Raw genomic sequence first — 20,348 nt, forward strand, 5'->3', positions numbered from 1 at the left:
GTCACAGGCCGAGGTAGATGCGGCGGACCTGGGGGTCGTCGCGGAGCTCGGCCGAGGTGCCGGTGGCGGCGATCTCGCCGTTCTCCATCACCAGGCAGGTCGTGGTGACGTCGAAGGTGAGCTTGGCGTTCTGCTCGACGAGCAGGATGGCCAGGCCGTCGGCGTTGAGCCGCTTGAGCACGGCGGCGATCTCGGCGACGAGGATCGGCGAGAGCCCCATCGAGGGCTCATCCAGCAGCATCACCTTGGGGCGGCACATCAGCGCCCGTCCGACGGCCAGCATCTGCTGCTGGCCCCCGGACAGGGCTCCCGCCAGGCGGTGGCGCATCTCGCGCAGCACTGGGAACACCTCGTACACCTCGTCGATCGGCGTCCGCTTCCAGCTCTGCGTGTAGGCCCCGAGCAGGAGGTTCTTCTCGACGCTCAGGCCCGGGAAGACGTGCCGGCCCTCGGGGACGTAGCCGATGCCGTGCCGCACCAGGGTGTGCGCGGGCGCGCGCAGCAGGTCGTGCCCGCCGAAGCGGATCGCGCCGGCCTGCCGGGGCGCCAGGCCCATGACGGCCTTGAGCGTGGAGGTCTTGCCCGCGCCGTTGGCGCCGATGATCCCCAGCGACTGGCCGGGTTCGACGGTGAAGGAGACGTCGTGGGCGGCCCGTACGCCGCCGTAGTGGACGGAGAGGTTCTCGACGGTGAGCGTGCTCAACGGGTGGCCTCCTCGGCGGTGGGGGCGGTCATCGAGTCGCCGAGGTAGGCGGCCACGACGTCGGGGTGCACGGCCACCTCGGCCGGCGGGCCGTCGGCGATGACGCGGCCGCCCGACAGCACGGTGACCTGCTCGCACAGCGACATGACCAGGCCCATGTTGTGCTCGATGATCACGACGGTCACGCCGGAGTCCCTGATGGAGCGGACGATCTCCCCGAGCCGGCGCACCTCCTCACCATTCATTCCGGCGGCGGGCTCGTCCAGCAGGAGCAGGCCGGGCCGCATGGCCATGGCGCGGGCCAGCTCGATGCGCCGCTGGATCCCGTACGGCAGCGAGCGCGGCTCGGCGTCGGCGACCTCGCCCAGCCCGAACCGCTCGATGAGGTCCCCGGCCCGCTCGCGCAGCTCCCGCTCGTAGCCCAGCACCTTCCAGGGCAGGCTCGGGTAGCGCCAGATCCACGTGGTGGGAGTGCGGTCCAGGCCGACGAGCAGGTTCTCGCGCACGCTGAGGTCCTCGAACAGGCGCAGGTTCTGGAAGGTCCTGGCCACGCCGCGGTGCGACAGCCGGTACGGCGCCGCCCCCGTCACGTCGCGCCCGCGCAGCCGCACCGACCCCTGGGTGGGCGTGTAGAAGCCGCTGATGACGTTGAACAGCGTGGTCTTGCCCGACCCGTTGGGCCCCACGATGCCGCGGATCTGCCCGGCGGGCACGGTGAGCGACACCCCGTCGAGCGCGACCAGGCCCTTGAACCGCTTGGTCACGTCCCGGACCTCCAGCACGTCGCCGTCCGAAGGGGCGGGCGCGGCGGCCTCGTACGGCCGGAAGGGGCCGAGCTGGGCGCGCGAGCCGTCGCGACGGCGCCGCAGGAGCTGGCGGGGCAGCCCGGCCAGGCCCTTGGGCGCGAACACCACCACGAGCACGACCACGAGGCCGTAGCCGAGCTGGGCGTAGGCGGAGGCGTCCAGCAGCGCCTCCCTGACCAGGGAGAGCGCGACGGCGCCGACGACGCAGCCCAGGACACTGCTCCGGCCGCCGATGATCACCATGGCGAGCAGGAGGAACATGTTCGCGATGTTGAACGACTCGGGAGCGACGAAACGGATGAGCCCGGCGTACAGGACGCCCGCGACGCCGCCGTACAGGCCGGACAGCACGAAGGCGGTCATGCGCAGCAGCGGGATCTCCGCGCCCAGCGCGCCCGCCGCGAGGTCGTCGTCGCGCATGGCGCGGAGTCTTCGGCCCAGCGGCGAGTGGGCGACCAGCAGGGCGAAGGCCAGGACGAGCGCGAAGACGATCAGCTCGACGTAGTAGAAGAGGTAGCCGCTGGACAGGTCGAGGCCGAACATCGGCGGCACCGGCACATCGCTGATGCCCTCGGCGCGGCCCGCGACGGTGGCGTTGGTGACCCAGTTGGTGAAAGCCAGGGCCAGGCCGAGCGTCACGATGCCCAGATAGTGCGACTGCATGCGCAGCGCGGGCACCCCCACGAGCGCGCCGAAGACCGCGGCGGCCACCACCGCCAGGACCGCGGCGGTCCAGAAGCCGAAGCCGGCCTGCGTGGTGAGGATGGCCACGGTGTAGGCGCCGACGCCGAAGAAGGCGACCTGGGCCAGGTTGATCTGCCCGGCCACGCCCATGGTCAGGCCGAGGCCGACGGCCAGGATCGCGAAGATGATCGCCACGTCGGCGACGTGCATCGAGTAGCCGCCCAGGCCGTAGGGGAGCAGCCACGCGGCCACGGCGACGGGGACGAGCCAGGCCAGACGTCTCATGCGCGGTTCACCGTGGCCTCTCCGAAGATGCCGGTCGGGCGGATCATGACCACGGCGGCGAACACCAGGAACGTCACCAGCTCCGAGTACTCCTGGAAGTTGCCCGCGGCGAACGCGTCGAGCAGCCCGAAGGCCAGCCCGCCGACGATCGCCCCCGGCATGCTGCCGAAGCCGCCCAGCATGGCGGCCGCGAAGCCCTTGATGCCCAGGGTGCCGCCCATGGTCGGGTTGACGTACAGCATGGGCCCGACCAGGCTGCCGGCCAGCGCCGCCAGGCCCGCGCCGATGGCGAAGGCCATGGCGTTGCTGCGCCCGACGTGGATGCCGACCGCGGTGGCGGCCTGGTGGTCCATGGCGACCGCCTGCATGGCCGCGCCGCGCTTGGTGCGCTGCAGGAACAGCGCCAGCAGCCCGGTCGCCGCCGCCGCGACCGCGATCACGAGCACGTTGTACGTGGGGATGCGGACGCCGGCCAGGTCGATCGGCTCGGTGGCGACGGGGGAGGGCACCGCGTGGCCGGTGGCCCCCCAGACGAGGACCGCCCCCGCCTCCAGGACGGCGCCGAAGCCGATCGTGCCGATCAGCATCAGCGTGAAGTCCTTGTTCTCCAGGGGACGCAGGAAGCGCTCGATCACCAGGCCGATGAGGCCGGTGACCGCGATGGCCACGACGATCGCGACGGCGAAGGGGAGCCGGCTGGCCAGGTAGAACGTGGAGGCGGCGTACGCGCCGATCATGACGACGCTGCCGTGGGCGAAGTTGACCAGCCCCATGGTGCGGTAGACGATCGAGAACCCCATCGCCACCAGCGCGTACACCGCTCCGAACGTGACCCCGCCGATCAGGGTCTGGAGGAATACCTGCACGTCAGCTCGCGGCCTCGGGCACGACCTTGCCGTCCTTGACCAGGCCGATCTTGGTGGTGTGGATGCCGACGCCGTTGGCGTCGTAGTCGTAGTCGCCCAGCAGCCCGGCGCGCTTGACGCCGCGGATGGCGTCGGCCAGCTTCTGCCCGCCCTCGCCCTTGGTCTGCTTGAGCGCCTCGATGAGGATCGACGCGCCGTCGTACGCCTTGGCGACGTGCATGCGGGCCTCCTCGTTGTAGGCGGCCTTGTACTTGGCGGCGAACGCCTTGATGGCGTCGCTGGCGTCGTTGCTCAGGTAGGGCGAGCTGACGATCGAGCCCTCGGCGTTCTTCAGCCCCGCCGTGGTGGCGTACACGTCGGTGCCCATCGGGGCGCCGCCGGCGAAGACGGCCTTGAGCCCCAGCTCGCGGGCCTGCTTGGCGATCAGCCCCGACTGGACCTCCTCGGCGCCGATGAACAGCACCTCCGGGTCCTTCTCGCGGATCTTGGCGAGGTTGGCGTTGAAGTCCTTCTGGTCGGGGGTGACGACCTCGTCGGCCAGCGGGGTGACGCTCCTGGTCTTGAGGGCGTTGAGGAAGGCGTCGTGCTCGCCGCTGCCGTAGGCGCCGTTGTTGCTGATCAGCGCGATCTTCTTCTGCCCTTTCTCGTCGACCAGGTACTTGGCGAGCGTTTCGTCGAAGGTGACGCTGGTCGGCGCGTTGAGGAAGAGGAACGGGCTCTTCAGCTCGGCGAGCTTGGGCGACTGGCCCGAGGTGATGTTCGGGATCTTGGCGTCCTTGAGGATGGGCGCCATGGCCAGGGTGACCGCGCTCTCGGCGGTGCCGAGCATGGCGATGTAGCCCTCGCTGGCGATCTTCCTGGCCAGGTTGGTGCCGACGGTCGGGTCGCCCTGGCTGTCGAACAGGTCGAGCTGGATCTGCCGCCCGTCGACGCCGCCGGCCTTGTTGGCCTCGTCGATGGCCAGCTTCACGCCTTTGTGCTCCCACTGGCCGAGCGAGCTGAGCTGCCCGCTCTGGGCGTCGACGTTCGCGATCTTGATGGGTCCGGTGGCGCCGGCGCCTGACTGGTTCGACTGTCCGGGCGGGGCACAGGCGGCGAGCAGGATGAACGCGGCCGCGACGATCGGAAATCTCACGATTCACCTCTGGGGGTAGGTGAGAGAGTTAATTCACGGACTAGTACGTTCGTTATAGCGCCGCACGGAGGCGGAGGAAATATCGAACGCGCAACGGTTTCAGTCGGAGAACATCCCCTGATAGATGTCCTTGATGTTCCAGTGGCCGGGTGTCGGCACCGGTTCGTTCACCATCGGGACGTCGATGACCGCGGGACGCCGGTTCGCGACGGCCGCGCGCAGGGCCGCGCCGAACTCGGCGGGCGTGGTGACGGTGTGGCCGTCGGCGCCGCACGCGACGGCGAGCGCGGCGAAGTCCGGGCTGTAGGGCCGCCCGGCCGGGTCGGTGAAGTCGCAGCCGTGGCTGCGGCCGAAGTGGGCCGCCTGCAGGTCCGAGATGGTCCCGTGCGACCTGTTGTTCATCACCACGAAGATCACGGGGGCGCCCTGCTCGACCGCGAGCGGCACGGCGGGCAGCTGCGCGCTCATGCCGCCGTCGCCGATGAGCGCGACCACCGTCCGCTCCGGCCGGGCCAGCTGTACGCCCACGGCCGCGGCCGGGCCGAACCCCATGGTGGAGGCGCCGCCGGGGGTGATGAACCGCCCCTGCGGCGGCAGCTCGTAGCACTGGGCGACGCCGTTCTTGTTCCAGCCCACGTCGGTGACCAGCACGGCGTCGGCGGGGATCGTATCGCGCAGGTCCGCCAGGATGCGCTCGGGCCGCAGCGGGAAGTCCTCGCTCCGGCCGCGCTCCCTGCTCGCGGTGAACAGCCCGGACCTGGCCTCGCGGATCTTCTCCCTCAGCTCCGGCCTGTCGGCCGGGGGATGGGCCTTGGCGGCCTCGGCCAGCGCCCTGACCGCGAGCCCCACGTCGGCGACCGCGCCGATCGCCACCGGGTAGTTGCGGCCGAGCTCGGCCGGGTCGATGTCGATCTGGATCAGCGTGCTGCCGGCGGAGAAGTCCCAGGTGAAGCGGGGGTCCCAGGAGCTGGCGTCGGTCTCGGCGAAGCGGGTGGCCAGGGCGAGCACGACGTCGGCCTCCCGGGCGTACGCGTTCGTCAGCTCCAGCCCCCAGAAGCCGGGCATGCCCAGCACGAGCGGGTGGGCGTCGGGCACGGTGCCCTTGGCCATGAGCGAGTGCGCGATGGGGATGTCCAGATGCTCGGCCAGCGCGATCAGCGCGTCGGCTTCTTCACGCAGGCCGCCGCCGACATAGACGAGCGGCCGCTCGGCCGCCGCCAGCGTCGCGGCGATCAGCTCGGCGCTGGCCTCGGGCAGGTCGGGCGGCGCCGCGTGGCTGATCGGCGGGTACGGCGCCGCGGGCCGGGAGAAGACGTCCATCGGCACGTTGACGAGCGTGGCGCCCGGCCGTCCCGACAGCGCCGTCCAGAAGGCCCGCTCCACGGCCCGGCCCAGGTCCTGGGCGCGGTGCACGTTCCAGGCCCGCTTGACGAAGGGGCGGAAGACCGACGCCTGGTCGCCGTCGGCGTGCAGGTTGATCTCCTGGTGCGGGTGGCGGCCCCGGTAGTAGGAGGGGATGTCGCCGGAGATCACGATGAGGGGCACCGAGTCGAGCGCGGCGGTCATGACGCCGGTGGCGGCGTTGGTCAGGCCGGGCCCGACGTGCACGAGCAGCACGCCTGGCTTGCCGCCGGCGCGGGCGTAGCCGTCGGCGGCGTGCGCGGCGGCCTGCTCGTGGCGGGCGATGACGAAGCGGATGGGACTGTCGGCCAGCGCGTCGAGCACCGCGATGTTGGTGTGCCCGCAGGTGCCGAAGACGTACTCGACGCCGAGCTCCTCCAGTTGCGCGACGAGCGCGTGGGCGGCGGTGGTCATTGATCTCCCCAGATCGTCAGCCCCTTGAGCATGAGGGTCTTGGTCACGGTGAAGTCCTCGATCATCCAGCGGGGCGACTCGCGGCCGATGCCGGAGTCCTTCACGCCGCCGAACGGGACGTGGTCGAGGCGGAAGTTGGAGGAGCCGTTGACGATCAGGCCGCCGACCTCCAGCTCCCGCCAGGCGGTGAGGATGCGGCGCACGTCGTGGGTGAAGATCCCGGCCTGCAGGCCGTACGAGCTGCGGTTGCACTCCTCGATCACCTCGTCGAAGCCGTCGTAGGGGAGCACGGCCACCAGCGCGCCGAACACCTCCTCCCTGACCACCCGCGCGTCGCGGGGCGGCGCGACCACGACGGTGGGCGCCATCACCGCCCCGTCGCGACTGCCGCCCACGGTGATGCGGGCGCCCGCCCCGGCGGCCTCGGCGCTCCAGCGGACCACGCGCTCGGCCGCGGCGTCGTCCACCATCGAGCCCACGTCGGTCGCCGGGTCGAGGGGGTCGCCCACGGCCAGGGCCTTCACCTCGCCGGTCAGGGCGTCGGCGAAGTCCTCGAAGCGGGAGCGCTGGACGTAGACGCGCTGCACCGAGATGCAGCTCTGGCCGGAGTTGCTGTAGCCGGTGCGGGCGCAGACCCGGGCCGCCTCGGCGATGTCCGCGTCCTCGCACACGATGGTCGCGGCGTTGCCGCCGAGTTCGAGCAGCACCCGCTTCGGCCCGGCGGCGTGGGCGACGGCGTGCCCGGCCGCGACGCCGCCGGTGAAGCTCACCACGGCGATCTCCGGCGCCGCGCACAGCCGCGCGCCCACCTCGCCGCCGCCGTGCAGGACCTGTACGGCCTCGACCGGCATGCCGGCGTCCAGCAGCAGCTCGACCAGCGCCGTGGAGACGGCCGGGGCCTGCGGCGGCGGCTTGACGATGGTGGTGTTGCCGGCGGCGAAGGAGGCGGCGAGCTTGTGGGCCAGCAGGTTCGCGGGCGCGTTGAACGGCGTGATCGCCAGCACCGGGCCCGCCGGGGCGCGCTGGGTGAGGGCGGTGTTGCCGACCCCGCGCGCCCAGCCCGCCACCGGCAGCACCTCGCCGCCGATCCGCCTGGCCTCGGCCGCCGCGACGGACAGCGTGTCGGCCACTCGCAGCACCTCGCCGCGCCCGTCCTTGAGCGGTTTGCCCAGTTCGAGCGCCAGGAGGCGAGCGAACTCCTCGCCGCGCTCGCCGCCGCGATCGGTGAGCGCGGCGGCGGCGCGCTCCAGGATGTCCGCGCGGGTGGCCGGGGCCAGCCGCGCGATCGTCCTGGCCGACCGCTGAGCGTAGCCGAGAGCTGTGGTGACGTCGTCGGCCTGCGCCGTTCTGGCCCGGCTGACGACCTGGCGGACGTAGGGGCCGACGCGCTCGGCCCGCGGTCCTTCGGTGAGCCACTGGCCGGCGACCAGGCAGCCGGTGTCGTGGATTGCGTTCATGGCGGCTCCATGGATCCGCTAAGCGGTTCTCATGAACCGCACTGTGGATGGCCTCACGGTATGAGGACGGTACGGGTTCTGGCAAGACCCTGAACCACATAGCGGATCATATGGACCATCAAGCGGACCAGATGTTAGCCTGCGGACCGCATGAGAAGGTGGGCAGCAGGTTCACCTTCTACTCACAAGTGAGGACCCGTGCCTTCGAACCTTCCCGCAGAGTCCGGTGAGAGCGGCGGCGTGCGCAGCGTCCAGCGGGCGTTCGACATCCTGTCGCTGCTCACCGAGGAGCGGCGGACGCTGACCATCCGCGAGGTCGTCGAGGAGACGGGGCTGGCCAAGACGACGGCGCTGCGGCTGCTGCAGACCCTGGAGCACATGGGGCTGCTGTGGAGCACGCCGAAGGGCTACGCGGCCGGCCCCGCCCTGTGGCGGTGGGCGCATCTGGCCCGCACGGCGTGGGAGCTGCCGCCGGAGACCGTCCAGCTCATGCGCGAGCTCGGCGCGCGGCAGCGGGAGACCGTCAACCTGTACGTGCTGCGCGACGTCCACCGCGTCTGCATCGCCCAGCAGGAGAGCCCGCAGCCGCTGCGCCACGTCGTACGGGTCGGCGACGAGCTGCCGCTGTGGGCGGGGGCCTCCTCGAAGATCCTGCTCAAGGACGCCCCCGAGCGGCTGCTGTCCCGGGTCGCCCGCTCCTCCCCGTACGGCGAGTCCCACACGGCCACCCTGCGGGAGTGGATCGACCAGGCGGCGCGCGACGGCCACGCGGTCAGCCACGGCGAGCGCGAGCCCGGCCTGTCGGCGGTCGCCGTGCCCGTGACGAGCGGCTCGGGGGCGACCGTGGCGGCGCTGACGCTCAGCGGCCCGACGGTGCGCTTCGGCGACGACCGCGTCGCGGAGTTCGCCGCGGACCTGCGGGAGGTGGCCAAGCGCATGTCCGAACGCGGCTTCGACCACCCCCTCGCCTGAGCGCCGTCAGTAGACGACGATCTTGCCGGTGTTCTGCGGGAAGATCGCGTCGTTGTAGAAGTACTCGCCCGCGGTGTCGAACGTGTGGGTGAAGGACTGGCCGGGCATCAGCACGCCGCTGTCGAACTCGTACTCGAAGAACGACACGGCGGCGTGCGCGGACTTGTTGTCGGCCGGGTTGGCGAAGGTGACCGTCGTACCCTTCGGCACCCGCAGGTGCTGGGGTGACATGGCGTTCTGGGCGACGGTGTTCTCGGTCGCGCCGGGTCGCTGGTTCGCGGCGTCCCAGATCCGGCCGAGCGTGACGGTGGTGCCGGCCACGGCCGCCGCCCTGATGTCGTTGCGCTTCCTGGGCGGCGTGGGCGTGGCCGCCGGGGCCACCTTGCCGCCCAGCTTGAACGCCCACAGGTGGTCGCCGCGCGGGATGTCCGGATACGGCAGCCCGTTGCCACCGGCCAGGACCGCGAGGTACTGCTCGCCGTCGATCTCGTAGCTGATCGGGCTGGTGTGCACGCCGGCGCCGCACTGGAAGCTCCACAGGATCCGGCCGTCGGTGTCGTCCATGGCGTGCAGCAGCCCGTCCGGCCCGCCCTGGAACATCACCCGGCCGCCGGTGGTCAGGATGCCGTTGCCGTGCGCCAGCGACCACTCGCGGTCGAGGGTCCACACCGGCTCGTTGGTGCGCGGGTCCACGGCCGCGATGCCGCCCGCGAAGTACTCGCCCAGCGGGCGCGAGGTGTTGACCCGGCCGTCGTGGGTGTTGGAGAAGCCGGAGTTGATCAGCCCGTACCCGACGTAGATCCAGCCCGTGTGCGGGTTGTACGACAGGTGCGCCCAGTCCGCGCCGCCGCCCGCGCCCGGGAAGATGATCGTGGCCCGGTCCCAGTGCGGCGTGTAGAGACCGCCCCAGGCGTAGAACGGCACCGGCCTGGTCGCCTTGCCGAACTCGGGCGCCTGCGTGATGAACGGCTCGCCGCCGGGGAAGGGCTGCGTCGGCGCGGTCTTCTGCCGGGGGTCCTGCGGCACGGGGCGTTCCTCCACGCCGTGCAGCGGCTCGCCGCTCTCCCGGTCCAGGATGTAGAACATGCCGGCCTTGCTGCCGTAGACGACGGCCCTGCGCAGTCTGCCCTTGACCTTGATGTCCACGAGCACGGGCGCCATGACGTTGTCCAGGTCCCAGATGTCGTGGTGCACCGACTGGAAGTGCCACCTGCGCTTGCCGGTCTTGGCCTCGATGGCCACGATCGAGTTGGCGAACAGGTTGTCGCCGCCCCGGCCGGAGCCGTCCAGGCGCGGGTAGGAGCCGCCGAACGTCCAGTAGACCAGGCCCAGCTCCGGGTCGACGGCCGGGTGGATCCACGGCACCGCGCCGCCGGTCTTCCAGGACTCGCCCTCCCAGGTGTCGTTGCCGAACTGGCCCTCGCCGGGGCACGCCCAGAAGGTCCAGGCGACCTCGCCGGTGGCGGCCGTGAGCGCGTACGCCCGGCCGCGCGCGCCGCCGGTGCTGCCCTGCATGCCGACGTAGATCAGGCCGTCGTGGTAGACGACGGCGCCGGCCAGTGTGCCGGTCAGGCCGCCGCACTGGCCGTTCTGCGGGTCGCAGCCGCCGGTGTCGCCGCCGCCCTCGTCGTCGGTGATGAGCCGGCGCTGCCAGACGACCTGGCCGGTGTCCTTCTTCAAGGCATAGACGATGTTGGCGCCCGAGGTGGAGAAGACCAGGCCCTCGCCGAGGGCGACGCCGCGCATGTTGGTCTGCCTGGTGCCGAGGTTGGTCTGCCACTTGATCGCGCCGGTCCGGCCGTCCACGGCGAAGACGTTCTGCTGCGTGGTCTGCACGTACAGGACGCCGTTCTCGACGACGCAGGTGCTCTGCTGGTGCGCCGCGGTGCTGCCGCCCTCGAGGTTGACGTGCCAGGCGCCGCCCAGGCGGCTCAGGTTCCGGGCGGTGATCTGCTTGAGCGGGGAGTGGTTGTGGTTGCCCAGGTTGCCGCAGACCTTGGGGAAGTCCTTGCCGGCGACGCCGAGGGAGGCGGGCTGGCGTTCCGTGGCGGCCGTGGCGGGTTCCGCGACCGTGGCGGCGGTGGTCAGCGCCGCGGCCGCGCCGAGGAGGAAGTTACGTCGTTCCACTGGCACCACACACCTTCAGCGGTCCGCTACATGGACCTATTGATCCATATGACGGACGCACCATAAGCCTCGGCCGAACGTGAAGGCAAGAGCTTGTTCTCGTGCCGGGCCGTGGTTACGCTCGAACCTCTTAGTGGACCATCCGATCCATCTAGTGGATCGAGGCGCGAGGTGCCCATGCGTACCAGACTGTCGATCGCCGCCCTCACCGGCGCGGCGGCACTCCTGCTCACCGCCACCGCTCCCGGCTCCGCCGCCTCGCGCGAGGGGGCACAGAACCTCGGCGACCCCGACTACGGCGTCTGTCGCGGCACCGACCCGCGCTGCTACCACGACTGGGGCAACTTCGACCCCGCCAAGGGCTACCGGCTGCTCGTCTACAGCCGCACCGCCGGTCCCCGCCACGCCCACCTCGGCACCCCGCTCGGCCCCGGGCTCAACCCGCCGCTCAACGACGACAACGTCGCGATCAAGGCCGTGCTCAAGCTGGGCCAGGACAACGGCTTCGCCGTCGACTACACCGAGGACGTCGCCCAGCTGTCCTCGGCGGGGCGGCTGCTGCCGTACAACGCGGTGATGTTCCTCAGCACCACCCGGGACACCCTCGACGACGCCGCGCAGACCGCGCTGCGGCAGTACATCCGGGCCGGGGGCGGGTTCGTCGGCGTGCACAACGCCTTCGGCACCGAGTACAACTGGCCCTGGTACGAAGGGCTGCTCGGCAACGCCAACTTCTACGACCACGCCGCCAACCAGCCGGGCACCGTCGTCACCGCCGACCGGCGCGACGCCTCCACCCAGGGGCTGCCGCAGCGCTGGGCCTTCACCGACGAGTGGTACAACCTCGTCCCGTTCCCCACGCGCGTCCGCGTCCTGGCCAAGGTGGACGAGAGCACGCTGGCCCGCGGCGTGCGCGGCAACCTCGGTCATCCCGGCCACGGCGGCGACCACCCGGTCAGCTGGTGCCAGTACTACGACGGCGGCAGGGCCTGGCTCACCACCCTCGGCCACGACGTCAAGGCGTGGACCGACGAGCCGCTCGACGGCGACCAGTACTTCGTCCAGCACCTGCTCGGCGGCGTGAAGTCCGTCATGGGCATGGCGCCCTTCTGCCGCTGAGCAGGTGCCGGCGGGTCACCAGGTGACGGGGAGCTCGTAGACGCCGTAGACCTGGCCGTCGTGCTTGAAGGGGATCTGTTCCAGGTCCGCCGCCAGGCGCAGGGACGGGATGCGCCGGTAGAGCGTGCTGTAGGCGACCTGCAGCTCCATCCGCGCCAGCGGCTGGCCCAGGCACTGGTGGACGCCGAAGCCGAAGGCCACGTGGCGGCGGGCGTCGCGGCGGATGTCCAGTTCGTCGGGGTCGGGGAAGATCGCGGGGTCGCGGTTGGCGATGTCGTTGGCCATGATCATCCCCTCGCCCGCGCGGATGACCTGGCCGCCGATCTCGATGTCCGCCAGCGCGACCCGGCGGCGCCCGCTGTGGGTGATGTTGAGGAAGCGCAGCAGCTCCTCCACCGCGCTGGCGACCAGCCGTGGGTCGTCGTTGTGGCGCAGGAGGGCGAGCTGGCCCGGGTGCCGCAGGAGGGCGAGCGTGCCCAGGGCGATCATGTTGGCGGTGGTCTCGTGTCCGGCGATCAGCAGCAGCACGCCCATCTGGGCGGCCTCCTGCCGGGTCATCTCGCCGGCCTTGACCCGCTCGGCCAGCTTCGACAGCAGGTCGTCCGCCGGGTCGGCGAGCTTCTCGCCCATCAGGGAGTCCAGGTACTCGAACAACCTCGCGCCGGCGGCGGCCCGCTCCTCGGGCGGCGTGCTGCGCCTGATGACGGTCTTGCTGTTCTCCTGGAAGAAGTCGTGGTCGGCGTACGGCACGCCGAGCAGCGCGCAGATCACCAGCGAGGGCACCGGCAGCGCGAACGCCTCCACCAGGTCCACCGGATTCGGGCCGGCCAGCAGGTCGTCGATCAGGTCGTCCACGATCTTCTGCACGGCCGGGCGCAGGGACTCCGTCCGCCTGACGGTGAACTGGGCCTGCACCATCCGCCGCAGCCGGGAGTGCTCGGGGTCGTCCATCATGATGAAGCTGATCGTGCCGCCGGCGCCGATGCGGGGCGCCTGGATCGGGTAGCCGGGGCGGGTGACGTCGGCGCTGACCCTGGGGTCGGCCAGCAGCGCCCGCTGCTCGGCGTACGTGGTCACCAGCCACGGGGTGCTGCCGTCCCACAACCTGACCTTGGCCAGCGGCCCCTCCTTCTGCAGGTCGCGCAGGGGCGGCGGCGGGTCGAACGGGCAGCCCGCCGCTCTGGCCATGGGAAACTCGTGGATCTCGGTCATCGCCGGCTTCCTTTGCGTGAGGTGGTCCGGCCGCCGGGCCCAGTGGTGGGCGCTGTGACAGGTGCTGTCCACAGTCCGACGGTCGCGTCGATCAGCCCGGTCGCCGTGTCGTGCCAGTCGGCACGGGGCGTGGGCGTGTCCTCGGCCAGCGCGCGTTCGCGCTCGGCGCACACGTGCGCCATGAGGTGGCTCGTCATGTCCCTGCGCTCGGCCCGTACGTCGGGCGGCAGCTCGGGCAGGCACCGCTTCAGCTCGCCGAGGATCTCGACGAGCGTGGGGGAGCTCAGCGCGTCTTCGATCATGATGTCGCGCAGGACGGGGTCGGTCATCACCTGCGCGCCGAACCGGGCGAACCACGTGGGGTTGCCCATCTCGGCGAGATACTCGGTGACCGGGCGCACCAGGCACGCCACCCAGTCGCGTACCTCGCCGGACCCGGCCGTCTCGGCCAGCATGCGGCGGCGGACGCGCTCGATCCGCTCGATGTGCTTGCGCACGATCGCGCGTACCAGGTCGGTCTTCGTGCCGAAGTGGTAGCCGACGGCGGCGTTGTTGCCCTGCCCGGCGGCCTCGCTGACCTGCCGGTTGGAGACGGCGAACACCCCGTGCTCGGCGAACAGCCGCTCGGCCGCCGTCAGGATCTGCTCGCGGGTCGCGCAGGCCCGCTCGGCCCGCACCGTCATGGTCGCCACCGAGCCGGACCGTACGGCCCCCGCGGCTCGAAGGCGCGGCTCTCACCGCATCCTTGACCCACCATGACCTCCCCGAGTGGACCCCTTCTCGCCAGCTAACCAGGTGGAGGTACGTAAGTCAAGCGACTGATTTAATAGTGTGGCCAAAAGTGTCGGCGGCGGTGGTTAATGTCCCCGCTGTGGATCACTGCGGAGAGATCGAGAAGCTGATCGTCGCACGCCAGGCCGACCGGCTCGCCGAGCAGGTCAAGGCGCTGGACGAGCAGGGGCGCAAGGAGGTCGCCGCCCGACTGCCGGAGCTGCTGAAGGAGCTGCGAGCCCGGTTCGACCGGTGGGACGACGACCTGGTCGCCTATGGGAGCGCCTTGCGGGTGGCGGGCGCGGCCACCTTCGGCGGGGCGGCGGCCGTGGCGTCCTGGCTCTACCGGCGCGACTTCGCGCCGCAGTGGGACGGCCCCGACGCCGACGTCGGCCTCGTCCTCGCGGTGCTCGCCGACCGGCCCGCCGCCTGGCGCGCCGATCTGGCCGAGCGGCTGGTGCTGCGCATGCGCGTGCCCGACGACCGCGGCATGGGGCTCGCCCTGGCCCTGCTCCGCGAGACCGGCATCGAGCCGCCGCCGCACGAGCCGCTGGTGGCCGGCTGGGTGAGTCGTGAGCCGTCGCTGTCCGACGACCCGCTGCTCGACCACCTGCTGCCGCGCCTGTTCGAGGCCCAGGGCGTGGGCCGGGTGCTCCAGTGGGACAAAGCATCGGAGAAGGGCTGGCTGCGGGCGCTGCTGGAGGCGGCCGAGTCGGGCAGGGTGCGGCGCGAGGCGCTGATCGACGGCTGCGTCCGCCGCTTCCTGCTCGGTGGCACGCCCATCGACCTGCGGTTCTTCGTACGCCTGCACGAGGCGCTGGATCCCTCGCCCGCCGAGGCCGCAGGCCGCGCCCGCGACTACCTGCGCCTGCTGCCCGCCTCCCCGGGCCCGGTCGCCGAGCTGGCCCTGAAGCGCCTGCGCGCCTGCGGCGAGCTCACCGCCGACGACCTGGTCGAGGCGTGGGAGTCGCTGCTGTTCCGCCCCGAGCGCAAGCTGGTGCGCGCCGGGATGTCGTGGCTCGACCGTTCCGTGCGGCGCGCGCCCGAGCTGGCCGGCCTGGTCGCAGGGTCGCTGGCCAGCGCGTTCGCCGCCGACTCGGCCGAGCTGCAGGAGAAGGCCGTCGAGCTGGCCGTCGCGCATGCCGGCCGCATGACCGAGGAGGGTCGCGCCACCGTACGCGAGGCGATCGAGCTGCTCCCGCCTCACCTCGGCCTGCGGGCTTCCGCCGCCTTCGCGGGCGGCAGCGTCGCCGAGGCCGAGCCCGCGTTCGTGCTGCCGCCGCTGCCCGCGGCGCCCGGACGCGCCGTCGCCTTCGCGCCTCCGATCGAGTCCATCGAGGAGCTGATGGCGGAGGGGGCCCGCTCCTGGCAGGCCTGGGAACGGCGGCTCGCCGGGTTCGTCACGCTCGTCGGCCGCGACCGGGCGGGCCTGGTGGCGGAGCTGCGCCCCCGGCTGATCGGCGGGCCCGGCTGGACGTACCGCGAGGAGGCTTGGGAGCGGGTCGATCAGTGGTTCGACGGCGCCACGCATTCCCTGACCGGGACCGCGGCCGTCCGGCACGCCTGGACGCGTTACATGCCGCAGACCCGGCTGGCCGCCCCGCTCCGGCTCCTGCTGCATCGCGCGGCCGAGATCCTGCGGGCCGTCGAGGAGGACACCCTCCCGCCGCTGCTGCTGGCCACGCCCACGCACAGCACCGGGCACGTGGCGGCGGCCGAGCTCGTCCGGCGGCTGGAGGTGATCGAGGCGGCCGGGGCCAAGCCGCTGGCAGCCGACCTCCAGCAGGCGCTGCTGCGCCTGCCGCGCACCCCGGATCCCGAGGCCATGCGGCGGGCCGCACGCCTGACGTCCGGCGCGGGCCGGATCGTCGCCGGGTGGACCTGCCCGGAGGTCGCGATCGAGCTCGAGTGGCGGTGCAACGGCGAAGGCGAAGGCCACGACTGGCACGATCGGAGCCACAGCCACGACATACGCCTGGTGCCGTCGGCCACCGTCGCGCCCACCGGGCTGCCGCTGGTCGACCTGATGCTCAGCGTCCCCGAGGACTCTGGCGGCGGCGAGCACCGCGAATGGTGGACCTCGACGCTGCCCTCCCACCGCGAGGTCGCCGCCGCGTACCTCATGCCGCACGCGCTCAGGCGCTACTGGGTGCACGACACCGTCGGGCCGGAGCAGGCCCACGAGCTCGCCCGCGCGGAGGGGCCGGTCGGGGCGGCGTTCGCGGTCGTCCTCGCCCGGGTCCTGGGCGACCCGCGGGTGCCCGAGTCGGTCGACGTCCTGCTGGAGACCGCCGCGCGTGGCGAACTGCCCGCGGAGGAGGTCGGCCGCCAGACCGGGCTCCTCCTGGCGAGCGGCGAGGTGCGGATGATCGACATGGTCGCCGCGCTGGACGCCGCGGCCCGGCGAGGCGCCCACGCGCACGTGTGGCGGATCGCCGCCACCGCCCTGCCCGCCCTGCTGCCCGCGCCGGGCGAGCGCCCCCGCAACGGCCTGGCCGGCTTCGTCGCCCTCGCCGCCGCGGCGGCCGAGTGGTCCGGGGCGCGCGGCGAGATCCCCGAGGTACGCGCCATGGCCGCCCGCAGGGGCGGCAGCGGCCTGCTGCGCGAGATCCGCCGGCTGCACGACCTGCTCACCGGCGACAACGGCCAGGAAGGATGACCATGGCGGCCAGACGATCCCGAAAGAACAAGCACTGGCGGACCCGGCACGACGAGGGCCACGCCCTGCGGTTGGAGATCGGCGACCTCGCCCGCGACGTCGCCGAGCCGGGCTGGACGCGGCTGGAGGTCCGCCGCGCCCAGGTCGGCTCGTACGCGCGGACCACGCTCACCCGCGACGGCCGAGAGATCGCCGCCGAGGGGCTGGACGAGCCGTTCCAGCGCCTGCGCGAGCTCTCCTACCAGGCCGATTCCGGCACCTGGTTCACCTGCGAGCTGGCGTTCCCGGCCGGCAGCCGGGGCTACACCGGGCGCGTCGACTCCTCCGCGCCGCCGTTCGAGGACGTGCCCGCGCCGGCGGCGCTGGCGGAGCTGACCACGTTCCCCCGCACGGAGTCGCCCGGCTGGCTGCTGGCCGCGCTTCCGACCGCCGCGCCGATCGGCATGCCCACGACGTACGGCGAACACTACGACCGGCGCTACCCCCGATGGGGCGACGACGACTCGGGCCGCCGCCCGCCGCCTCCGCCCCCGATCCACGGGGACGTCGCCTACGTCCCGGCCGCGGCCATGACCTGCCGCGACTTCGGCCGGCGCGACGAGCACCGCCAGCGCGTGCTCTTCCTGGCCGAGTCCGCCGACGACGAGTCCGAGCACCTCTACGTGATGGGCTACGAGGAGGTCTACCTGGTGGCCCGGCACGGCACCCGCGGCACCAGCGAGGGCGTGCGCTCCATCACCCTGGATGAGTCGGCGCTCCGGTTGGAGCTGACGCCCGAGGCCGCCGACGCTCTGGGGGCCGAGACCACGTTCGAGGCCCACCTCGAACTGCCGCCCGAGACGATCGCCGAACTGCGCACCGCCCTGGGCTTCGTGCTCGGACCTGTCGCCCAGGCGCCGGAGCGCATCGGCTTCTGAAGCCGGGGTCAGCCGGCGAGAGGCTGGGCCGCGCGGGCCTGAGGGGTGGTGAGGGCGGTGAGGAGACCGGGGAACGCCTCGTCCATCTCCTCCCGGCGCAGGGTGTTCATCCGTGCGGTCCCGACGTAGTACTGCCGGATCAGGCCCGCCTCGCGCAGCACGTTGAAGTGGTGGGTGGCGGTGGACTTGCTGACCGGTATGTCGAAGTCGCCGCACTTGATGTCCTCGCCGGAGGCGTCGAGCTGCGTGACGATGCTCCGGCGTACCGGATCGACGAGGGCCTCCAGCACCTGCTGGAGGCCGAACTGCGACACCTCGGGGTGCGGTGGTGTACGTCCCATGGGCCAATAGTACGACAGGCATCGAAGTTTGACGACGATCGGACTTCTCTCTACAGTGAGCCGCGTTCGAGCTGAGAGAGAAGGACGTTGTCATGGCGAGGACTGTGCGGTTCCACGAGGTCGGCGGGCCTGAGGTGATGCGGCTGGAGGACCTGGAGCCAGGCGAGCCAGGGCCGGGCGAGGTGCGGATCCGGGTGGACGCGATCGGGGTCAACCGGGCGGAGGGGCTGTTCCGGAGCGGCCGGTACATCGAGCCGGTCAAGCGGTTCCCGGCCGGGCTCGGCTCCGAGGCCGCGGGTGTGATCGAGGCGGTCGGCCCGGAGGTGACCGGGTTCGAGGAGGGCCAGGCGGTCAGCGTCGTGCCGAACTTCTCCTACAACGACTACGGCATGTACGCCGAACGCGCGATCGCGCCGGCGACCTCGCTCGTGCCGCGCCCCGACGGGGTGGACGCGGTCTCCGGCGCGGCGGTGTGGATGCCCTACCTGACGGCCTACGGCGCGATGGTGGAGGTCGGCGGGATGCGGGCGGGCGACGTGGCGGTGGTGAACGCGGCCTCCAGCAGCGTCGGCCTGGCCGCGATCCGCACGGCCAGCCGCCTGGGCGCCACGCCGATCGCCGTCACCCGCACCGATGCCAAGAGGCGGCGGCTGATCGAGGAGGGCGCGGCCGAGGTGATCGTCTCGGACGAGGAGGACGTGGCGGGCCGCATCCTGGCGCTGACCGGCGGCCGGGGAGCCGAGTACGTCTTCGACGCCGTCGCCGGACCGGGCGTGACGGAGCTGGCCAGAGCCGTGGCGGCCGACGGGACGCTGTTCCTGTGGGGTGCGCAGAGCGGGCAGCCGACGCCCTATCCGGGGTTCGACCTGGGCATGCCGGCGCTGAACCTGCGCACGTACACGGTGCATGAGATCACCAGGGACCCGCGGCGGATGTGCCGCGCCGCGGCGTTCGTCGCCTCGGGGCTGCGTACCGGGGCCTTCCGCGCGGTCGTGGACCGCCTGTTCCCGCTGGAGGAGATCGTGGAGGCGCACCGGCACATGGAGTCCAACACCCAGTTCGGCAAGATCGTCGTTACGACTTAGTTGCCTTCTGTACCTACTAGTATGTACGCTCGTGGCGTGGACATGAGGGAACGGTTGATCGAGAGCACCCGCGAGCTGCTGTGGGAGCGCGGCTACGTGGGCACCTCGCCGAAGGCGATCCAGCAGCGGTCCGGGGCGGGGCAGGGCAGCATGTACCACCACTTCCGCGGCAAGCCCGACCTGGCGCTGGCCGCGATCGCCCGGAGCGCCGACGACATGCGCGGACGCGCGGAGGCGGAGTTGTCCGGCCCCGGCACCCCGCTCCAGCGGATCACCGCCTACCTGAGCCGGGAGCGCGACGCGCTGCGGGGCTGCCCGGTCGGCCGGCTGACCCAGGACCCGGACGTGATGGCCGATCCCGAGCTGCGCCGTCCGGTCGAGGAGACCTTCTCCTGGCTTCGGACCCGGCTCGCCGCCGTCCTCGAGGAAGCGCGGGCCGGCGGCGAGCTCGCCGCCGGGCCCGACCCGGCGGCCACCGCCACCGCGCTGGTCGCGGTGCTGCAGGGCGGATACGTGCTGGCCCGCGCCGCCGCCGACGCGGAGGTGTACGCGCAGGCCGTCGACGGCGCGCTCGGCCTGCTCGCCGGACATGCCCAGTGAAGTGAGCACGTGAAGTGAGCACGTGAAGGGAGCACCACCATGAGCGCCATCAGCCGCGAGCACCTGGTGACAGGCGACCTGGCCGGCCGGCCCGGGCGGATCGACCGGGTGGAGACGCACCGGGTCACCCTGCCGCCGGGGGCGGCGAGCGGCCCGCACACCCACCCCGGCGGCGTCGCCGGTTACGTCACCGCAGGCCGGATCGTGTACGAGCTCGACGGGCACCCCGCGCAGGAGCTCCGCGCCGGCAGCGCCTTCTTCGAGCCCGCCGGCGCGACCGTCCGCCGCTTCGACAACCTCTCCGCCACCGAGCCGGCCACGTTCGTGGCCAGTTACCTGCTCACCGGCGACCAGCCACTCATCGAATCGCTGTGAAAGAAGGAACCCATGCCCTTTGTTCGGATCGACGCGCTCCGTGCGGACCGGAAGCGGCTGGAGGCCCTGGGCCGGGCCGTGCACGACGCCCTGGTGGAGGCCATCGGCATCCCGCAGGACGACCTGTTCCAGGTGCTCACCAGCCATGACGGCACGCGGGGCACGTTCCGCTACGACGACGGCTACCTCGGCATCCACCGGGACGACGACCTCGTGTTCGTGGCCGTCACCATGCGCGCGGGACGCACCGCCGACCAGAAGCAGGCCCTCTACCGCCGGATCGCCGAGCTCGCCGAGGAGTACGCGGGGACCGAGCCGCGCAACGTGTTCGTCACGGTCAGCGAGAACTCGCTGCTCGACTGGTCGTTCGGCGAGGGCGTGGCACAGTACGCCGCCGCCCAGTGAGGCTGCCCAGTGAG

At 72.1% G+C, this 20,348-nt stretch carries 18 protein-coding genes; 8 read left to right on the plus strand and 10 right to left on the minus strand.

What is annotated here, in order from left to right:
* Position 1: 1 nt before the first annotated feature.
* The 6 genes from ACWDRB_RS23470 to ACWDRB_RS23495 form a co-directional block, all read right to left on the minus strand.
* Positions 2-703 carry an ABC transporter ATP-binding protein gene (locus ACWDRB_RS23470; RefSeq protein ID WP_357738523.1) on the minus strand — a complete coding sequence of 234 codons (702 nt, stop codon included), beginning with the start codon at positions 701-703 and terminating at the stop codon, positions 2-4.
* Positions 700-2,478 carry a branched-chain amino acid ABC transporter ATP-binding protein/permease gene (locus ACWDRB_RS23475; protein ID WP_363968522.1) on the minus strand — a complete coding sequence of 593 codons (1,779 nt, stop codon included), beginning with the start codon at positions 2,476-2,478 and terminating at the stop codon, positions 700-702. Before ACWDRB_RS23475 ends, ACWDRB_RS23470 begins: the two co-directional genes overlap by 4 nt.
* The gene (locus ACWDRB_RS23480) at positions 2,475-3,344 is read right to left on the minus strand and encodes a branched-chain amino acid ABC transporter permease (RefSeq protein ID WP_350734399.1); all 870 of its coding nucleotides are present in this window, start codon (positions 3,342-3,344) and stop codon (positions 2,475-2,477) included. The genes ACWDRB_RS23475 and ACWDRB_RS23480 overlap by 4 nt, the downstream gene beginning before the upstream one ends.
* A 1-nt stretch (position 3,345) precedes the next feature.
* Positions 3,346-4,479, minus strand: a complete 1,134-nt coding sequence (locus tag ACWDRB_RS23485; RefSeq protein WP_449896798.1) for an ABC transporter substrate-binding protein — start codon at positions 4,477-4,479, stop codon at positions 3,346-3,348.
* A 99-nt stretch (positions 4,480-4,578) separates the two neighbouring features.
* On the minus strand, positions 4,579-6,294 hold the full coding sequence (locus ACWDRB_RS23490) for a thiamine pyrophosphate-binding protein (protein ID WP_449896800.1): 1,716 nt from the start codon (positions 6,292-6,294) through the stop codon (positions 4,579-4,581).
* Entirely contained in the window at positions 6,291-7,751 is a 1,461-nt protein-coding gene (locus tag ACWDRB_RS23495) for an aldehyde dehydrogenase family protein (protein WP_449896802.1), read from the minus strand. The genes ACWDRB_RS23490 and ACWDRB_RS23495 overlap by 4 nt, the downstream gene beginning before the upstream one ends.
* A gap of 198 nt (positions 7,752-7,949) precedes the next feature.
* On the opposite strand from ACWDRB_RS23495, the gene ACWDRB_RS23500 reads away from it, so the two are divergent.
* Complete coding sequence (locus tag ACWDRB_RS23500; RefSeq protein ID WP_449896804.1) at positions 7,950-8,723, plus strand: IclR family transcriptional regulator; 774 nt, start codon at positions 7,950-7,952, stop codon at positions 8,721-8,723.
* A gap of 6 nt (positions 8,724-8,729) precedes the next feature.
* Here ACWDRB_RS23500 and ACWDRB_RS23505 read toward each other — a convergent pair whose 3' ends face one another.
* The gene (locus ACWDRB_RS23505) at positions 8,730-10,850 is read right to left on the minus strand and encodes an outer membrane protein assembly factor BamB family protein (protein ID WP_449896806.1); all 2,121 of its coding nucleotides are present in this window, start codon (positions 10,848-10,850) and stop codon (positions 8,730-8,732) included.
* A gap of 177 nt (positions 10,851-11,027) precedes the next feature.
* On the opposite strand from ACWDRB_RS23505, the gene ACWDRB_RS23510 reads away from it, so the two are divergent.
* Positions 11,028-11,969: a ThuA domain-containing protein gene (locus tag ACWDRB_RS23510; RefSeq protein ID WP_449896808.1), complete on the plus strand. Its 942-nt coding sequence runs from the start codon at positions 11,028-11,030 to the stop codon at positions 11,967-11,969.
* Between the two features lie 15 nt (positions 11,970-11,984).
* Here ACWDRB_RS23510 and ACWDRB_RS23515 read toward each other — a convergent pair whose 3' ends face one another.
* Both ACWDRB_RS23515 and ACWDRB_RS23520 read right to left on the minus strand, forming a co-directional pair.
* Positions 11,985-13,181: a cytochrome P450 gene (locus tag ACWDRB_RS23515; protein ID WP_449896810.1), complete on the minus strand. Its 1,197-nt coding sequence runs from the start codon at positions 13,179-13,181 to the stop codon at positions 11,985-11,987.
* Positions 13,178-13,864, minus strand: coding sequence for a TetR/AcrR family transcriptional regulator (locus ACWDRB_RS23520; RefSeq protein WP_449896973.1), 687 nt, complete (start codon positions 13,862-13,864; stop codon positions 13,178-13,180). The genes ACWDRB_RS23515 and ACWDRB_RS23520 overlap by 4 nt, the downstream gene beginning before the upstream one ends.
* Positions 13,865-14,052: 188 nt before the next feature.
* On the opposite strand from ACWDRB_RS23520, the gene ACWDRB_RS23525 reads away from it, so the two are divergent.
* The gene (locus ACWDRB_RS23525) at positions 14,053-16,611 is read left to right on the plus strand and encodes a DUF7824 domain-containing protein (RefSeq protein WP_449896812.1); all 2,559 of its coding nucleotides are present in this window, start codon (positions 14,053-14,055) and stop codon (positions 16,609-16,611) included.
* Positions 16,612-16,613: 2 nt separating this feature from the next.
* Entirely contained in the window at positions 16,614-17,528 is a 915-nt protein-coding gene (locus tag ACWDRB_RS23530; protein WP_449896814.1) for a hypothetical protein, read from the plus strand.
* Between the two features lie 8 nt (positions 17,529-17,536).
* On the opposite strand, the gene ACWDRB_RS23535 is transcribed toward ACWDRB_RS23530, so the two are convergent.
* The gene (locus tag ACWDRB_RS23535) at positions 17,537-17,869 is read right to left on the minus strand and encodes an ArsR/SmtB family transcription factor (RefSeq protein WP_449896816.1); all 333 of its coding nucleotides are present in this window, start codon (positions 17,867-17,869) and stop codon (positions 17,537-17,539) included.
* Between the two features lie 92 nt (positions 17,870-17,961).
* Between ACWDRB_RS23535 and ACWDRB_RS23540 the strand changes: the two genes are divergently transcribed.
* Genes ACWDRB_RS23540 through ACWDRB_RS23555 form a run of 4 tightly spaced genes read left to right on the plus strand, consistent with a single transcriptional unit; the run spans position 17,962 to position 20,334 of the window.
* Complete coding sequence (locus tag ACWDRB_RS23540) at positions 17,962-18,954, plus strand: zinc-dependent alcohol dehydrogenase family protein (protein WP_449896818.1); 993 nt, start codon at positions 17,962-17,964, stop codon at positions 18,952-18,954.
* A gap of 42 nt (positions 18,955-18,996) precedes the next feature.
* Positions 18,997-19,554 carry a TetR/AcrR family transcriptional regulator gene (locus tag ACWDRB_RS23545; protein ID WP_449896975.1) on the plus strand — a complete coding sequence of 186 codons (558 nt, stop codon included), beginning with the start codon at positions 18,997-18,999 and terminating at the stop codon, positions 19,552-19,554.
* A 39-nt stretch (positions 19,555-19,593) separates the two neighbouring features.
* Positions 19,594-19,929: a cupin domain-containing protein gene (locus tag ACWDRB_RS23550; RefSeq protein ID WP_363968500.1), complete on the plus strand. Its 336-nt coding sequence runs from the start codon at positions 19,594-19,596 to the stop codon at positions 19,927-19,929.
* A gap of 12 nt (positions 19,930-19,941) precedes the next feature.
* Positions 19,942-20,334 (plus strand): tautomerase family protein, encoded by a 393-nt coding sequence (locus tag ACWDRB_RS23555; RefSeq protein WP_449896820.1) that lies wholly within the window; start codon positions 19,942-19,944, stop codon positions 20,332-20,334.
* Positions 20,335-20,348: the final 14 nt, after the last annotated feature.

It is taken from the genome of Nonomuraea sp. NPDC003707 (assembly GCF_053587055.1).

Coding starts and splice junctions, on each gene's coding strand:
- ACWDRB_RS23550 (WP_363968500.1), top strand. CDS start 19,594: ATGAGCGCCATCAGCCGCGAGCACCTGGTGACAGGCGACCTGGCCGGC.
- ACWDRB_RS23540 (WP_449896818.1), top strand. CDS start 17,962: ATGGCGAGGACTGTGCGGTTCCACGAGGTCGGCGGGCCTGAGGTGATG.
- ACWDRB_RS23515 (WP_449896810.1), bottom strand. CDS start 13,181: ATGACCGAGATCCACGAGTTTCCCATGGCCAGAGCGGCGGGCTGCCCG.
- ACWDRB_RS23475 (WP_363968522.1), bottom strand. CDS start 2,478: ATGAGACGTCTGGCCTGGCTCGTCCCCGTCGCCGTGGCCGCGTGGCTG.
- ACWDRB_RS23495 (WP_449896802.1), bottom strand. CDS start 7,751: ATGAACGCAATCCACGACACCGGCTGCCTGGTCGCCGGCCAGTGGCTC.
- ACWDRB_RS23520 (WP_449896973.1), bottom strand. CDS start 13,864: ATGACGGTGCGGGCCGAGCGGGCCTGCGCGACCCGCGAGCAGATCCTG.
- ACWDRB_RS23530 (WP_449896814.1), top strand. CDS start 16,614: ATGGCGGCCAGACGATCCCGAAAGAACAAGCACTGGCGGACCCGGCAC.
- ACWDRB_RS23490 (WP_449896800.1), bottom strand. CDS start 6,294: ATGACCACCGCCGCCCACGCGCTCGTCGCGCAACTGGAGGAGCTCGGC.
- ACWDRB_RS23545 (WP_449896975.1), top strand. CDS start 18,997: ATGAGGGAACGGTTGATCGAGAGCACCCGCGAGCTGCTGTGGGAGCGC.
- ACWDRB_RS23555 (WP_449896820.1), top strand. CDS start 19,942: ATGCCCTTTGTTCGGATCGACGCGCTCCGTGCGGACCGGAAGCGGCTG.
- ACWDRB_RS23510 (WP_449896808.1), top strand. CDS start 11,028: ATGCGTACCAGACTGTCGATCGCCGCCCTCACCGGCGCGGCGGCACTC.
- ACWDRB_RS23535 (WP_449896816.1), bottom strand. CDS start 17,869: ATGGGACGTACACCACCGCACCCCGAGGTGTCGCAGTTCGGCCTCCAG.